This window comes from uncultured Haliea sp. (genome assembly GCF_963973825.1).
Lineage (GTDB): Bacteria > Pseudomonadota > Gammaproteobacteria > Pseudomonadales > Halieaceae > Haliea.
The window spans coordinates 364,619-378,503 of record NZ_CAXBAE010000002.1 but is presented as its reverse complement, the minus strand read 5'-3'; the positions used below and the strand labels follow the sequence as shown (position 1 = coordinate 378,503).

Annotated in this window: 13 protein-coding genes; 12 read left to right on the top strand and 1 reads right to left on the bottom strand. The window is 63.4% G+C overall.

The features are described from left to right. Positions 1 to 83: 83 nt before the first annotated feature. The 8 genes from AACZ17_RS04240 (at position 84) to AACZ17_RS04205 (ending at position 8,601) form a co-directional block, all read left to right on the top strand. Positions 84 to 1,271, top strand: coding sequence for an acyl-CoA dehydrogenase family protein (locus AACZ17_RS04240; RefSeq protein WP_290739598.1), 1,188 nt, complete (start codon positions 84 to 86; stop codon positions 1,269 to 1,271). 12 nt (positions 1,272 to 1,283) lie between these two features. Further along, entirely contained in the window at positions 1,284 to 2,402 is a 1,119-nt protein-coding gene (locus AACZ17_RS04235) for an acyl-CoA dehydrogenase family protein (RefSeq protein ID WP_290739595.1), read from the top strand. Positions 2,403 to 2,474: 72 nt separating this feature from the next. Continuing rightward, on the top strand, positions 2,475 to 3,164 hold the full coding sequence (locus AACZ17_RS04230; protein WP_290739592.1) for a hypothetical protein: 690 nt from the start codon (positions 2,475 to 2,477) through the stop codon (positions 3,162 to 3,164). After that, positions 3,143 to 4,294, top strand: coding sequence for a hypothetical protein (locus tag AACZ17_RS04225; RefSeq protein ID WP_290739589.1), 1,152 nt, complete (start codon positions 3,143 to 3,145; stop codon positions 4,292 to 4,294). The genes AACZ17_RS04230 and AACZ17_RS04225 overlap by 22 nt, the downstream gene beginning before the upstream one ends. A gap of 46 nt (positions 4,295 to 4,340) precedes the next feature. Next, positions 4,341 to 5,018: a helix-turn-helix domain-containing protein gene (locus tag AACZ17_RS04220; protein ID WP_290739586.1), complete on the top strand. Its 678-nt coding sequence runs from the start codon at positions 4,341 to 4,343 to the stop codon at positions 5,016 to 5,018. A gap of 48 nt (positions 5,019 to 5,066) precedes the next feature. After that, entirely contained in the window at positions 5,067 to 7,334 is a 2,268-nt protein-coding gene (rlmKL, locus tag AACZ17_RS04215) for a bifunctional 23S rRNA (guanine(2069)-N(7))-methyltransferase RlmK/23S rRNA (guanine(2445)-N(2))-methyltransferase RlmL (RefSeq protein ID WP_290739583.1), read from the top strand. A gap of 305 nt (positions 7,335 to 7,639) precedes the next feature. After that, complete coding sequence (locus AACZ17_RS04210) at positions 7,640 to 8,095, top strand: NAD(P)H-dependent oxidoreductase (protein WP_290739580.1); 456 nt, start codon at positions 7,640 to 7,642, stop codon at positions 8,093 to 8,095. Positions 8,096 to 8,124: 29 nt separating this feature from the next. Further along, on the top strand, positions 8,125 to 8,601 hold the full coding sequence (locus AACZ17_RS04205) for a PaaI family thioesterase (RefSeq protein ID WP_290739577.1): 477 nt from the start codon (positions 8,125 to 8,127) through the stop codon (positions 8,599 to 8,601). A 2-nt stretch (positions 8,602 to 8,603) separates the two neighbouring features. On the opposite strand, the gene AACZ17_RS04200 is transcribed toward AACZ17_RS04205, so the two are convergent. After that, positions 8,604 to 9,497 (bottom strand): LysR family transcriptional regulator, encoded by an 894-nt coding sequence (locus AACZ17_RS04200; protein ID WP_290739574.1) that lies wholly within the window; start codon positions 9,495 to 9,497, stop codon positions 8,604 to 8,606. 106 nt (positions 9,498 to 9,603) lie between these two features. On the opposite strand from AACZ17_RS04200, the gene leuC reads away from it, so the two are divergent. Genes leuC through AACZ17_RS04180 form a run of 4 tightly spaced genes read left to right on the top strand, consistent with a single transcriptional unit; the run spans position 9,604 to position 13,828 of the window. Then, complete coding sequence (gene leuC, locus AACZ17_RS04195; RefSeq protein WP_290739571.1) at positions 9,604 to 11,037, top strand: 3-isopropylmalate dehydratase large subunit; 1,434 nt, start codon at positions 9,604 to 9,606, stop codon at positions 11,035 to 11,037. Beyond that, the gene (leuD, locus tag AACZ17_RS04190) at positions 11,034 to 11,693 is read left to right on the top strand and encodes a 3-isopropylmalate dehydratase small subunit (RefSeq protein ID WP_290739568.1); all 660 of its coding nucleotides are present in this window, start codon (positions 11,034 to 11,036) and stop codon (positions 11,691 to 11,693) included. The genes leuC and leuD overlap by 4 nt, the downstream gene beginning before the upstream one ends. A gap of 1 nt (position 11,694) precedes the next feature. Continuing rightward, positions 11,695 to 12,774 carry a 3-isopropylmalate dehydrogenase gene (leuB, locus tag AACZ17_RS04185; protein ID WP_290739565.1) on the top strand — a complete coding sequence of 360 codons (1,080 nt, stop codon included), beginning with the start codon at positions 11,695 to 11,697 and terminating at the stop codon, positions 12,772 to 12,774. Between the two features lie 28 nt (positions 12,775 to 12,802). Further along, on the top strand, positions 12,803 to 13,828 hold the full coding sequence (locus AACZ17_RS04180; RefSeq protein ID WP_290739561.1) for an aspartate-semialdehyde dehydrogenase: 1,026 nt from the start codon (positions 12,803 to 12,805) through the stop codon (positions 13,826 to 13,828). The last annotated feature ends 57 nt before the right edge of the window (positions 13,829 to 13,885 follow it).

The following is a 13,885-nucleotide window of genomic DNA, read 5'->3' as shown; positions in this document are numbered from 1 at the left end:
TCGCCATAAACCTTGGCCGCCCGCCGTCCTGACCCGGTGGTCAGGCGGCGCTATCATGAGGGCTCGTTGCCCCGGAGACAGGTATGAAAATCCAGTTTACTGATGCCCAACTGGCGCTGCGGGACGAACTGCGCGCCTATTTTCGCGAGCTGATGACGCCGGAGCTGCGCGCCGAGTGCGAACGGGATATGGGGGAGGGTGGCGGGCCGTTGTGGCGCGAGGCCCTGGCGCGTATGGGTCGCGATGGCTGGATCGGCCTGGGCTGGCCCGCGGAGTACGGCGGACGCAATCTGTCGCCGATGGAGCAGTTTATTTTTGTGGAAGAGGTGATGCGGGCCGGGTACCCGTTTCCCTTTCTGACTACCGAGTCGGTGGGGCCCACGCTGGCGGAGCACGGCAATGACTGGATGCGGGAGGACATTGTCCCGAGGATATTGCGCGGTGAGCTGTTGGTTTCCATCGGTTATTCCGAGCCGGACGCAGGGACCGACCTCGCTGCATTGCGTACCACAGCGGTCCGGGACGGCGATGACTGGATAATCAACGGGCAGAAGATGTGGACGTCGCTGGCGCATTTCTGCGACTACACCTGGCTCGCTGCCCGCACCGACCCCGACGTGTCCAGAAAGCACAAGGGTATCTCCATGTTTCTGGTGCCCAACAGTGACCCGGGCTGGAGCTGTACGCCGGTGCATACCCTGGGCGGTGTGCGCACCAATGCAACCTTCTATGACAACATCCGGGTAAGCGATGCCCACCGTGTCGGCGAACTGCACGGAGGCTGGAAGCTGATCACCAGCCAGCTGAACCGGGAACGTCTGAGCCTGATCAATTTCGGCCCGATCTCGGAACTGTTCAACCAGGTAGTGCAGTGGGCCCGGTCAGCAGCCTCTGGCGAGGGTGGGGTGGTTGCTGAGCAGCCCTGGGTGCAGGCCAACCTCGCTCGCAGTCGGGCGCTGATCGAGTGCATGAAGCTTATTGTCTACAAGCAGTCCTGGGCGATGACGGCGGGCACACTGGGCATGGCCGACGCATCAGCCGCCAAGGTGTTCGGTTCGGAGGGGTTTATCGAAGTGTATCGACTGCTGGGTGAAATTGTTGCGGAGTGCGGCCTGTTGCGCAGCCACTCTCCGGGGGCTTTCGAGCAGGCGGGCCGAATCGAACGTCTGTATCGGACAGCGTCGATTATCACGTTTGGTGGCGGTGCCAACGAAATACAGCGCGACATCATATCCGCGGCGGGCCTGTGGATGCCCCGCGCAAGCCGCTGACAGGAGACAGTCATGGACTTCGGATTCTCAGACATTCAGGGCGAACTGCGCGCGTTGGCGCGCAAGATTCTTGACGATGCGGTGTCGGCCGTCACTCTCGCGGCCTATGACGAGTTTGCCGCCCCGCGTTTTGACCGCGACCTCTGGCAGACGCTGCTGGATAGCGGCCTGCCAGGTATCACCGTCGCGGAGGAATACGGCGGTATGGGGCTGGGTTTCATGGAACTCGGCCTCTTCATTGAAGAGCTGGGGCGCAGCATCGCCCCGGTTCCCGTGCTCGCCCATTGCGTATCGGGCCTGCTGCCCCTGCAGCGCTATGCCGCCCGAGAGTTGCAGGATCGCCTGCTGCCGCCTGCCACGCGCGGTGAGCTGCTGCTGACAGGAGACTTCTGGTCCGGCTCCGGCGCGCCTACAGTGCAGGGGGAAGCCACGGCGCATGGCCTGCGGCTGACAGGGCACTGCGCTGCAGTGCCGTTTGCGCGGCAGGCGGACTGGCTGCTGGTGCCCGTGGAGCTCGCTGACGATATCGCGATAGTGCTGGTGCCTGCAGGGGCCGCGGGCCTGCACCTGACAGATCTGCAGATGACGCATTTCGAGCCCCACGCTGCGGTGGCGCTGGACGCGGTAAGCGTCCCCAGTGCCGATATTCTCCTCGCCTCTGGTGGTGAGCAACTGGTGACATGGACGCGGGAGCGCTGCACCGCGGCGCTGTGCGCGCAACAGCTGGGAGCGGCAGATCATGCACTGCGCATGGCCGCCGGATATACCAGCGAACGGAAACAGTTCGGTGTGCCGATCGCGACCTTCCAGGCCGTGGGCCACCGCATGGCCGACGGTTACATCGATATCGAATGCCTGCGCCTGTGCACGTGGCAGGCGCTCTCGCTCCTGGGCGAGGAGCGGGCTGCGACCACCGAGGTACAGATCGCCAAGATATGGGCAGGTGATGTCGGCCACCGGGTCAGCTACGCCTGCCAGCACGTGCACGGCGGCACCGGTATCGACCGCGACTATCCGCTCTGGCGCTATTGCCTCTGGCTGCGTTTCAATGAGATGGCGCTGGGCTCCAGTGCGTCACAGACCGCTGCGCTGGGACGGCGCCTGGCGCGCGGTGAGGGCCTGTTCAGCTAGCCTGCCGTTGTGGGCTGTGCCCGCAGATTTCGCTCCGGTTGCGGGCGTCTCTGAGGTACACTGGAGTTCATGGTGCTGCGCTTGTCAACGGTTCTGCTTCTACTGTCGCTGGTTGCCTGCGGCAGTGGGCCGACGCGCGAGGCGACAGCCAGTCGCGTGGGTGTCGATTTCAGCGGGCAGTGGTCGCTGGATTACGGCATGAGCGACAACCTGCAGGCCAGCCTCAACGTGCTCGTGCGCGAGCTGCAGCGGCAGGCAGAGCGCAGGGCACAGGCGGCCGGCGCTGATCCGCGCATCCCCAGTGCCAGCCTGCTGGTGGGTGGCACGGGCAGCGACAGCGGTTCGGCCATCATCGGTTTGGCGCAGATGGCGGACCTGGTCAGTCGAAGTCCACTGCTGGATATCACGCAGGATCAGCAGGGCATCCGGGTGCGGCGTGAGGATGATTTCGCCCTCGACTGCGACTTTCACGAGGGTCGACCGCAGGCAGTGGAAACGCCCCTGGGGCGTGAGCTCTGTGCCTGGGACGGGCATCAGCTCGTCTTTGTGCTCTCGTTGCCGGATGGACTGGGGATTCGCCACCGGCTCACCCTCGGCCCCGACGGACAGCTGCTCAATATTGCCAGCACGGTCAGTTCTGACCGCGTATCCCAGCCGTTTACGCTGAACCGCGTCTACCGCCGTATCGAGCCGGGCGCACAAGGTTTTTCCTGCCAGCAGACCCTGACCCGAGGCACTGTGTGCACCACCGAAACCGACTGAGTCGCCTATTCGCGCTGTGGTGTGCCGCCCTGTGTCTCGTCGCCTGCGCAGCGACCCCGCCTGCGCCGGTTCCCGCCGCTGGAGTTACCGAGTCTCCGCTCGCCAGTGACGCCACGCCGGTGGTCGGCAGCGTCGTACTGCGTACCCTGGAGGCTCCACTGGCACCGGCGCTGTCGCTGGTGGTTGCTAGTTTTGACCCCGGCTTGCCTGAGTCCACCGCGGGGCTCAGCCGCCTGGGTGTCTTCCCGGAGATACGCAAGGCTGAAGCCCGTTTCATGCCGGTGCTGCTGCGACAGGTGCTGCAGGAAAGCAATGCCTGGGGTCCGGTACGCGTGCTTCCCGAACCGCAGCCAACCGCTGAGCTGCAGGTGGACGGACGGATACTGCATTCTGATGGGCGTGTGCTGTTGCTGCAGGTGCGCGCTGTCGATGCGATGGGGCAGGTGTGGCTCGACCGACGCTACCGGGATGAATCGCAGGCCGGCGACTTCGCGGCCGGCAGCGCCAGCGACCCCTTTATCGACCTTTACCGGCAGGTGGCCAATGATCTGCTGGCTGCTTACGAACGGCAGCAGGCCGCCACGCTCGCACAGTTGCCAACCGTAGCCCTGCTGCGCCAGGCCCGTCTGTTGGCACCCGCCGCATTTGAGGGGTATCTGGTGGACGAGGACGCGGTGGTGACCTTGCGCAGGGCACCTGCGGAGGACGACCCGATGATGGCTCGCGTGCAGCGCATTCGGGACCAGGAATACCGCTTCATTGACGCGGTCGACCAGCAGTACGTAGACCTTTTCGAAACCATGCAGCCAACCTACAACCTCTGGCGTCAGTTCGGACGCGAGCAGGCTGAGTACCGCGAGGACTATGCGCAGCGTCTCTCCCAGCGCGATCGTGCAGGCCCCCGTGGCACCTTCGCGGCAATGGAGCAAACCTACAATGCGTTCAAGTGGAGCAAAATCCAGCAGCAGGACCTGGAGGACCTGGCGCGGGGCTTCAATAACGAGGTACAGCCGACGGTCCTGGAAGCCAGTGGCAGCGTATACCGGTTGAGCGGCAGTCTGGAAAACCAGTACGCAGAGTGGCGTGAAATTCTTGAGCAGATATTCCGTATCGAATCCGGTCTGCCCTGAGTGGGCGGCACCGGCAAAACCCGGAGGGTTGCGCTAAGCTTGTCCCATGAGTGATAAAAAATCGACAGAAGATACCGAGAGCCTGCTGGCCGGCCTGATGCGTTTTACCGGGCAGGTGGCGGGCGGCACCCTGGAAATTGCCCGGCACACCGCAACCATGACTGCGATGTTCGGCGAGGGGTGGGTGCGCCAGATGGTGCTGCAGAGCATGGAGCCCGAGCGCCTCGAGGCCATGGCCGATGCGGGGCACTTTCTGCGCGACGCCCGGGAAACCGCGGGATTGTCGCTGAAGGAACTCGCCGATAGCCTGGGCCTGTCCGACAAGTCCATGCTGGAAGAGGTGGAGCGCGGCGACAAGATCATGCCCCTGGAGCTGGTGCTGCGCAGTGCCAGCCTGCTCGCCCGACACGATCCCGTGCCCTTTCTGATCAAGTTCCTGCGCACCTACAATCCGCAGCTGGAACAGGTGCTCGAGCAGTGGGGCGTGATGGCGCTGCCGCGGCAGTATGAGCGGGAACGGCGCTTCGTGAATCTGTACCGACAGCACGACGCTCTGCGCAGCCTGAGCGATGCGGAGCACGATCGCTTCATTCAATACATTGATGGTGCTGCGCGACTGGTGCTCGATGTCATGGAGAAGGAAAAGGCCGCGAACAAGCCCACCGCCGCCGCCCCGAAACGCCCCGCGGCTGCGCGCAAGCGGGCACCCCGCAAGCGCAGTTAGCTGCGCTTTCCGGTACACTGTGCGGCCCGCTGACATCCGGACTGTTGCATGCCAAGGCCCGCGCCAACATCACCTGCCTCCCCACTGCAGCCGGCCACGGCCAACCGGCAGTGGTTCGCCACCTGTCCCAAGGGCATGGAAGGGCTGCTGCGCGACGAGATGCTCGCCCTTGGAGCCAGCAGCGCGCGGGAAACCGTCGCCGGCGTGTATTTCGATGGCCCCCTCGCCATGGGCTATAGGGCCTGCCTCTGGTCGCGGCTGGCCAACCGCGTGCTCTTGCCGCTGGGGAAGTTCGACGCCGGTGATGCCGATGCGCTGTACCGCGGCATGCATGCGCTGAACTGGCGTGACGTCTTCTCTCCTGAGCAGACATTCAGCATCGACTTCACCGGTGAAAACGCACAGATCCGAAACACCCAGTTTGGCGCCCAGCGCTGTAAAGATGCCATTGTTGACTGGTTTACAGAGCAGGGCCTCGAGCGCCCCTCGGTAGACCGGCGCAATCCGGATCTGCGCTTCAATGTGCGACTGTCACGGCATGGCGCGCTGCTGGCGCTGGACATGTCGGGCGGCAGCCTGCACCGACGCAACTACCGCCTGCAGGCGGGGGCGGCGCCCCTCAAGGAGAACCTTGCCGCAGCGATTCTGCTGCGTGCGGACTGGCCAGGCATGGCAGCGCGCGGCGGTGCCCTGATTGACCCCATGTGCGGGTCCGGTACCCTGCTGCTGGAAGCGGCCATGATGGCGGCGGATATTGCCCCCGGGCTCGGCCGGGAGCGCTTCGGATTCGAGCGCTGGCAAGGGCATAATGCAGCCCAGTGGCAAGCCTTGCTGGCAGATGCGCAGGGCCGGGCGCAGCGCGGCAGGGAGGCGCAGCTGCCGGAAATGCGTGGCTATGATGCCGATGCCGCCGTGGTGCGGCGCGCGCAGGAGAACATCGCGCGCGCAGGTCTGCAGGACGCGGTACGGGTCAGCTGCCGGCCGCTGGCAGAATTGAGCAAACCCACACACCGGCCGTTGCCCCAGGGCCTCATCGTGTGCAACCCACCCTACGGCGAACGTCTGGGGGATCGCGACAGCCTGCCTTACCTTTACCGAGAGCTTGGCGAGACCTTGGCGCGGGAGTTCAAGGGCTGGCAGGCCGCGATTTTTACCGGTGACAAGGCACTGGGGCGCGCCACCGGGCTGCGCAGCCACAAGCAGTACACGCTCTGGAACGGCGCCCTGGAAGCCTGCCTGTTGCTGTTCGATCTCACCGACAACCGGGTCAGCGACCGGCCGCCGGTAGCGCCGGCCGGTGCGGGTGTCGCCGCCAGCCTGGACGAGCAGGGCGCCGAACTGTCGCCCGGTGCGCAGATGTTTGCCAATCGCCTGCGCAAGAATCGTCGCCGCCTCGCCGCCTGGGTGAAGCGGGAAGGTATCGAATGCTATCGGCTGTACGACGCGGATATGCCGGAGTACGCCGTCGCGGTCGACCTCTACGGCACGCGAGTTCACGTCGCTGAGTATCAGGCCCCGGCTGGTGTAGACCCGCAGGCAGCCGCCACCCGCCTGGACGAGATCAGAGCCGCACTACCCCAGGCACTGGGCGTTGCAGCCGCCGACGTCGCCTACAAAGTGCGCCAGCGGCAGCGCGGGGATGAACAATACCGGAAGCAGGGCACCGACGGAGAGCTCCTGACCGTGCGCGAGGGGGCCGCGCGGCTGCTCGTCAACCTGCACGACTACCTGGACACCGGCCTTTTTCTGGACCACCGACCGCTGCGGCTGCGGCTGGGCAAGGAGGCTGCGGGGCGCGACTTCCTCAATCTGTTCTGTTACACCGGCACGGCCACCGTGCATGCGGCCCTGGGGGGCGCCCGCACCACCACCAGTGTCGACCTGTCAAATACCTACCTGGCCTGGTTGCGCAAAAACCTGGCGCAGAATGGGCTGGACGAGAGCCGCAATCACATCGTGCGTGCCGATTGCCTGTCCTGGTTGCAGGAAAGCACGCAGCGCTATGACTTGATTCTGCTGGACCCGCCGTCTTTTTCCAATTCACGGAAAGTGGAGGGAAGTTTTGATGTGCAGCGGGATCACGGTGCGTTGGTCAGGGCGGCACTGGCCCGCCTGCGGCCCGGGGGCGTACTGTATTTCTCCAATAACCGCCGGGGCTTTCGCCTGGATCCGGACCTGGTCAGCAGTTACCACTGTGAAGATATCACCCGGGCGACGCTGGACCCCGATTTTCAGCGCAACCCAAAAATTCATCAATGCTGGCGGATCACCCAGCCAGACGCCGGGAAGCCAGCGAGCCCGTGGGTCCGCCGGTGAGTGCCTGCAAACATGGTCGATTTTTTTGTCCACACTTATTGACACCGGTCAAATCGTTTGTTAGCAGGGCGTCTGTTAATAGAATTAGCATTATATATACACCATAACTCAATGATAATTAAAGTTAAAAAATCAAATATTTTCAGCGACGAAGTGCCGAGGCTAAAAAGGGTGGGTTGGTGCCGAAACGGAATGTCCCCAGACTTATCCACAGGCTGTTCTGTGGATAAGCTGTGTCTGATGCCGGCAGCAGGGTTCTTCCTCAAGGGCGATAGCCGCAGAGGTCCGGTGTCTGGAGGTTGCCTGTGCCCCGTCTGCTAGTTGTCTACCACAGCCAGAGCGGCGCCAGTGCGCGGCTTGCTGCGGCGGCGCGGGGGGGCGCGGAAGCCACGGACGGGATCACGGTGACACTGTGCAGGGCCTGGGATGCCGGTTCACAGGATATTCTGGCTGTGGATGGCCTGCTGTTGGTCGCGGCGGAGAATTCAGGTGGCCTGAGCGGCGGCATGAAAGACTTCCTGGATCGTACCTTCTACCCCGTGGGTGAGCGCGAGCGTGTATTGCCCTGCGCCCTGCTGCTCAGCGCGGGGAACGATGGCCGTGGCGCCGTCCGGCAGGCTCAGCGTATTCTCTCGGGCTTTCCCATGCGTGAGGCAGTGGAACCTGTGGTCTGTCGCGGACCGGTCACCCCCGACCTCGAGGCGCGGGCGCGCGAGCTCGGAGCGGGGTTTGCCGCGGGCCTTGAGATGGGCATATTCTGATCATGCCGCTGGATGAGGGAGCAGGGTAGATGTCGGATACCGAAAGCCAGGTAAGGGTGCCGGAGGGTTTTGAGCGCCTGCCCAGCGGGTTGGGCTACACCGATACGCTGCAGCCCTGCTATCGGCGTATCCGCACGTCCGGCGTCAGTTTCGGCCTCAGGGTAGAGGCTCAACACTGTAACGTGATGGGCATTTGCCACGGCGGTGTGCTGTCAACGCTGGCAGATATCGCTGCGGCGAGCGGCGTCAACCACGCGGCCGGGCGCGATGCGGGCAGCCCCACCATCAATCTCTCCCTGGATTTTGTCAGCACAGGAAAACGTGGCCAGTGGCTGCAGGCAGACGTTTTGCAGGTGAGCGTCAAGCGTCGTTTCGGGTTCGCCAGCGGCCTGATCAGTGGCCCCGACGGTGTGGTCGTGCGCTTCAATGGTACCTTTTACCTGCCTGACCATGAGGGCATATGGAAACGCCCGCCGCCGGCCGCCAGCCTGCTCGCTGGTGAATAGCGCTAGCGCTGTACCGCGGGATCATTGGCGCAGGATTCCAGTACCGCGATAAACGCCCTCGCCGCACGCGAGAGGCTGCGGCCGCGGTGATACACCAGTCCCAGGGTACGCTGCAGTGTAATGCTGCGGACCGGCAGGGCGCACAGCTCGTCGTTGAGCATAGTGGCGGGCAGCACCGTCCAACCCAGCCCCACGGCCGCCATCATGCGGATGGTTTCCAGATAGTTGGTGGCCATGGAGACCCTGAGTTCCAGCCGGTGTTCGGCAAACAGTCGCTTGATGATCTGTCCTGTGTAGGTATTCAGTCCGGGCAGGATCGCGGGGTGCGCGGCGAGATCCGCGAGGCTGCAGAGTCCACCCGTAACGGCGAGCGGGTGGTCGATGGCGACCATAAACACCAGCGGGTCGGGCCAGATCGGGCGCGTAATCACGCTGTCGTCGTCTTCCGGCGCCAGTGTGACCACGGCGAGTTCAGAGCGCCCCTGCATAATCAGATCGTAGGCCTGTTCGGAATCGGTGAACTCGATGTCGATGTGGGCGGCGGGGTGAGCCTTGCTGAATGCGCTGAGCACCGGTGGTAAGCGGTGCAAGCCGATGTGGTGGCTGGTGGCAAGCCGTAATTCGCCGGCCACGTCCCCGGACAGATCGCGCACCGCCCGTTCCGCGCTGAACAGCTGCTGGGTGATGGTGCGCGCGTGCGGCAGCAGGGCCTGTCCTGCCTCGGTCAGTGTGGTGTGTCGCCCTATGCGGTCAAACAGCGCGCTGCCCAGACTCTGTTCAAGTAACGCAATGCGCTTGCTCACCGCCGGTTGGGTCAGGTGCAGGCGCTCAGCCGCAAGGGAAAACGAGCCTTCTTCGGCGACCAGGAGGAAAGCCTGCAGGTTCTGGATATCCAAAGAGATTCCTATAAGGAATGATATTCATAAAAATAATAAATTTGAGTAATCATCCGGTCAAGCTTATTATTTGCGCCTTGGACACACCCTCGTGGGGGAGCAAAGCATGGCCGGGCTGACACTGTACGACAAACTGTGGCGCAACCATCTGGTGGAAGAGCGTGAGGACGGTTCCGCGCTCATCTACATCGATCGACACCTGATCCACGAGGTGACGTCGCCGCAGGCATTCGAGGGGCTGCGCCTCGCGGGGCGCAAGCCGTGGCGGCTGGACGCCAACCTGGCGGTGCCCGACCACAATGTGCCGACCTCACGAGAGGAGCGGGGGGGCGGAGTTGCCGGCATCCGCGACCAGGTATCGCGGTTGCAGGTCCAGACACTCGACGACAACTGTCGGGATTTCGACATTGTAGAGATCCCCATCAATGATGTGCGGCAGGGAATCGTGCACGTGGTCGGGCCGGAGCAGGGTGCCACGCTGCCGGGCATGACCGTCGTGTGCGGCGACTCCCACACCTCCACCCACGGCGCACTCGGCGCGCTCGCGCACGGTATCGGTACGTCCGAAGTGGAACACGTGCTGGCGACGCAATGCCTGATCCAGCAGAAAATGAAGAACATGCTGGTTCGGGTTGACGGTTGCTTGCAGCCAGGCGTGACCGCCAAGGATGTTGCGCTGGCCGTCATTGGCCACATTGGCACGGCGGGGGGTACGGGCTACGCGATAGAGTTTGCCGGCGAGGTGGTGCGCAGCCTGACTATGGAAGGCAGGATGACACTGTGCAATATGTCGATCGAAGCGGGTGCCCGCATGGGCATGATCGCCGTCGACCAGACGACGCTCGACTACGTCAAGGGTCGGACCTACGCGCCTTCCGGTGCCCTGTGGGACGCGGCGCAAGCGGCCTGGGCCGACTTGCACAGTGACGCAGACGCGGTGTTCGACAAGGTTGTCACCCTGCGCGGGGAAGACATCCTGCCGCAGGTCACCTGGGGCAACTCACCGGAGATGGTGCTTCCGGTGACGGGGCGCGTGCCGGACCCCGAGAGCATGGAAAACGCCACCCAGCGCAGCGCAGCACAACGTGCCATCGAGTATATGGGCCTTACCCCGGGTATGGCGATTACGGATATTCGCCTCGACCGCGTGTTCATCGGCTCCTGCACCAATTCCCGGATCGAGGACCTGCGCGCCGCTGCGGCCGTGGTGCGTGGCCGGCACGTTGCATCCACGCTGAAGCAGGCACTGGTGGTGCCCGGCTCCGGCCAGGTCAAGGCGCAGGCCGAAGCGGAGGGCCTGCATGAGGTTTTCCTTGCCGCGGGTATGGAATGGCGCGAGCCGGGCTGCTCCATGTGTCTCGCCATGAATGCCGACAAGCTGGGTGCCGGAGAACACTGTGCGTCCACCTCCAACCGGAATTTCGAGGGGCGCCAGGGCATCGGCGGACGCACCCATCTGGTGAGTCCGGCCATGGCAGCCGCTGCCGCCATCGCTGGCCACTTCGTCGACATTCGCAACCTGCAGGAGCCCATCCAATGAAGAGCTTTACCGTGCTGGAGGGGTTGGTCGCGCCCATGGATCGCGCCAATGTCGATACCGACATGATCATCCCCAAGCAGTTTCTGAAGTCGATCAAGCGCAGCGGTTTCGGGCCCAACCTGTTCGACGAAATGCGCTATCTCGATGAGGGGCAGCCCGGGCAGGACTGCAGCGGGCGCCCGCTGAATCCCGCGTTTCCCCTGAACCAGTCGCGCTATCAAGGTGCCACTGTACTGCTCGCGCGGGAAAACTTCGGCTGTGGGTCGAGTCGGGAGCATGCGCCCTGGGCGCTCGAGGACTACGGCTTTCGCTGTATCATCGCGCCCAGCTTCGCCGACATCTTCTACAACAATTGCTTCAAGAACGGGATCCTGCCCGTGGTACTGCCGGCGGCAACCGTGGACAAGCTGTTCACTGCGCTCTACGCGGAAGAGGGCTACCGGCTGGCAATCGACCTGGAAGCGCAGACCGTGCGCACACCCATCGGGGAGGTGCTTCGCTTCGAGGTTGATGTGGCGCGTAAACACTGTCTCTTGAAGGGCCTGGATGATATCGGGGTGACGCTGGAAAGCGCGGCCGCGATCCGGCAGTTCGAGGATCGGTGGCGGGAGCAGTCACCCTGGTTGTTCAACATGATCGGCAGGGGGCCGGTTTAACATGGCACGACGGATTCTGGTATTGCCGGGGGACTACATCGGTCCCGAAATCATGACGGAAGCGGTGCGGGTCCTGGAGACGGTGAACGAGCGCTTCACCCTCGGCCTGTCTCTGCAACACGGTTTGCTGGGCGGCGCCGCCATTGATGAACACGGGGTGCCGCTGCCCGATGCCACGCTGCAAGCTGCGCGGGACGCGGATGCGATCCTGTTGGGCGCCGTGGGCGGCCCGAAGTGGGACAACGTGGAACGGCATCTGCGGCCAGAACGGGGGTTGCTGGGTCTGCGCTCGCAGCTGGAGCTGTTCGGCAACCTGCGTCCGGCGATCCTGTATCCGCAGCTGGCAGATGCCTCCAGCCTGAAGCCGGAGGTGGTGGCGGGGCTGGATATTCTCATCGTACGCGAGCTGACGGGTGGCATTTACTTCGGCGAGCCTCGCGGCATACGGACGCTGGAAAACGGCGAGCGGCAAGGGTTTAACACCTATGTGTACTCGGAGTCGGAAATCCGGCGCATCGGGCACCTGGCATTTGGCCTTGCGCGGCAGCGTGACCGTCGCGTCTGCTCGGTCGACAAGAGCAACGTACTGGAAGTCACTGTGCTCTGGCGAGAGGTCATGGAGGAGGTGGCGCGGGACTATCCTGACGTGGCACTCAGCCACATGTACGTCGACAATGCCGCCATGCAGCTGGTGCGGGCCCCAAAACAGTTTGACGTCATGGTAACGGGCAATATGTTTGGCGACATTCTGTCAGATGCCGCTGCCATGCTGACGGGCTCCATCGGCATGCTGCCGTCTGCCTCTCTGGACAAGAATGGCCGCGGCATGTACGAACCCTGCCATGGCTCGGCGCCCGATATCGCAGGGCAGGGCAAGGCCAACCCACTGGCAACCATCCTCTCGGTGGCAATGATGTTACGCTACACCCTTGACGAAGCAGACGCCGCCGCCGCCATCGAACAGGCGGTGAGCGACGTGCTCGACCAGGGGCTGCGCACGCCCGATATCGCCGCCGCCGGCCAGCGCGCGGTGTCAACCCGCGACATGGGTGCTGCCGTTGTGGCGGCGCTGCGCGGTTGAACCTTCACACAGAAATGCGAGGTTTTTTATGAGCAAGCAGTATGACGTTGCCGTCGTCGGTGCTACCGGCGCGGTCGGCGAGACCATGATGTCGATACTTGAAGAGCGTGATTTTCCGGTGGGTACGCTGTATCCGCTGGCCAGCGCGCGCTCGGCGGGCAAAACCGTGACGTTTCGCGGCAAATCGGTGCGCGTGACGGATCTTGCCGAGTTCGACTTCAGCCAGGTGCAGATCGGCCTGTTCTCCGCCGGTGGCAGCATATCGGAAGAGTTTGCGCCGAAAGCCGCTGCAGCGGGCTGTATCGTTATCGACAACACCTCCCATTTCCGGCGCGATGCGGACATTCCGTTGGTGGTGCCGGAGGTGAATCTGCCGGCACTCGCTGGCTATACCCAACGCAACATCATTGCCAACCCCAACTGCTCCACGATTCAGATGCTGGTTGCCCTGAAGCCCATTTACGATGCCGTCGGTATCGAGCGCATCAATGTCTGTACCTATCAGGCGGTGTCTGGCACCGGCAAAGAGGCTATCGAGGAACTTGCGGGGCAGACCGCGCGCCTGCTGAACGGGCAGTCTATTGACTGTGAGGTGTACCCCAAGCAGATAGCGTTCAATGTGCTGCCGCACATCGACACCTTCCAGGACAATGGCTACACCCGGGAGGAGATGAAAATGGTCTGGGAGACGCAGAAAATCCTTGGTGACGACAGCATTCAGGTCAACCCCACCTGCGTGCGCGTGCCGGTGTTCTTCGGCCATTCCGAAGCGGTGCATATCGAGACGCGCGAAAAAATCTCGGCTGCCGCCGCGCGCAAGCTGCTGGAGGATTTTCCGGGAATCACGGTGCTTGATGAGCGCGCCGATGGGGGTTATCCGACTGCGGTGACAGAGTCCGCCGGCAAGGACGCCGTGTTTGTTGGCCGGATTCGGGAGGATATTTCCCATCCCCGCGGGCTGGACCTGTGGGTTGTATCCGACAACGTGCGCAAGGGTGCCGCGCTGAACAGCATCCAGATTGCCGAGGCACTTATCCGGGGTTATATTGATTAAACCTTTGCGTTACAACATACTTGCGGTATCTTCGGAGTCGTCATAAAGGGGCTCGGG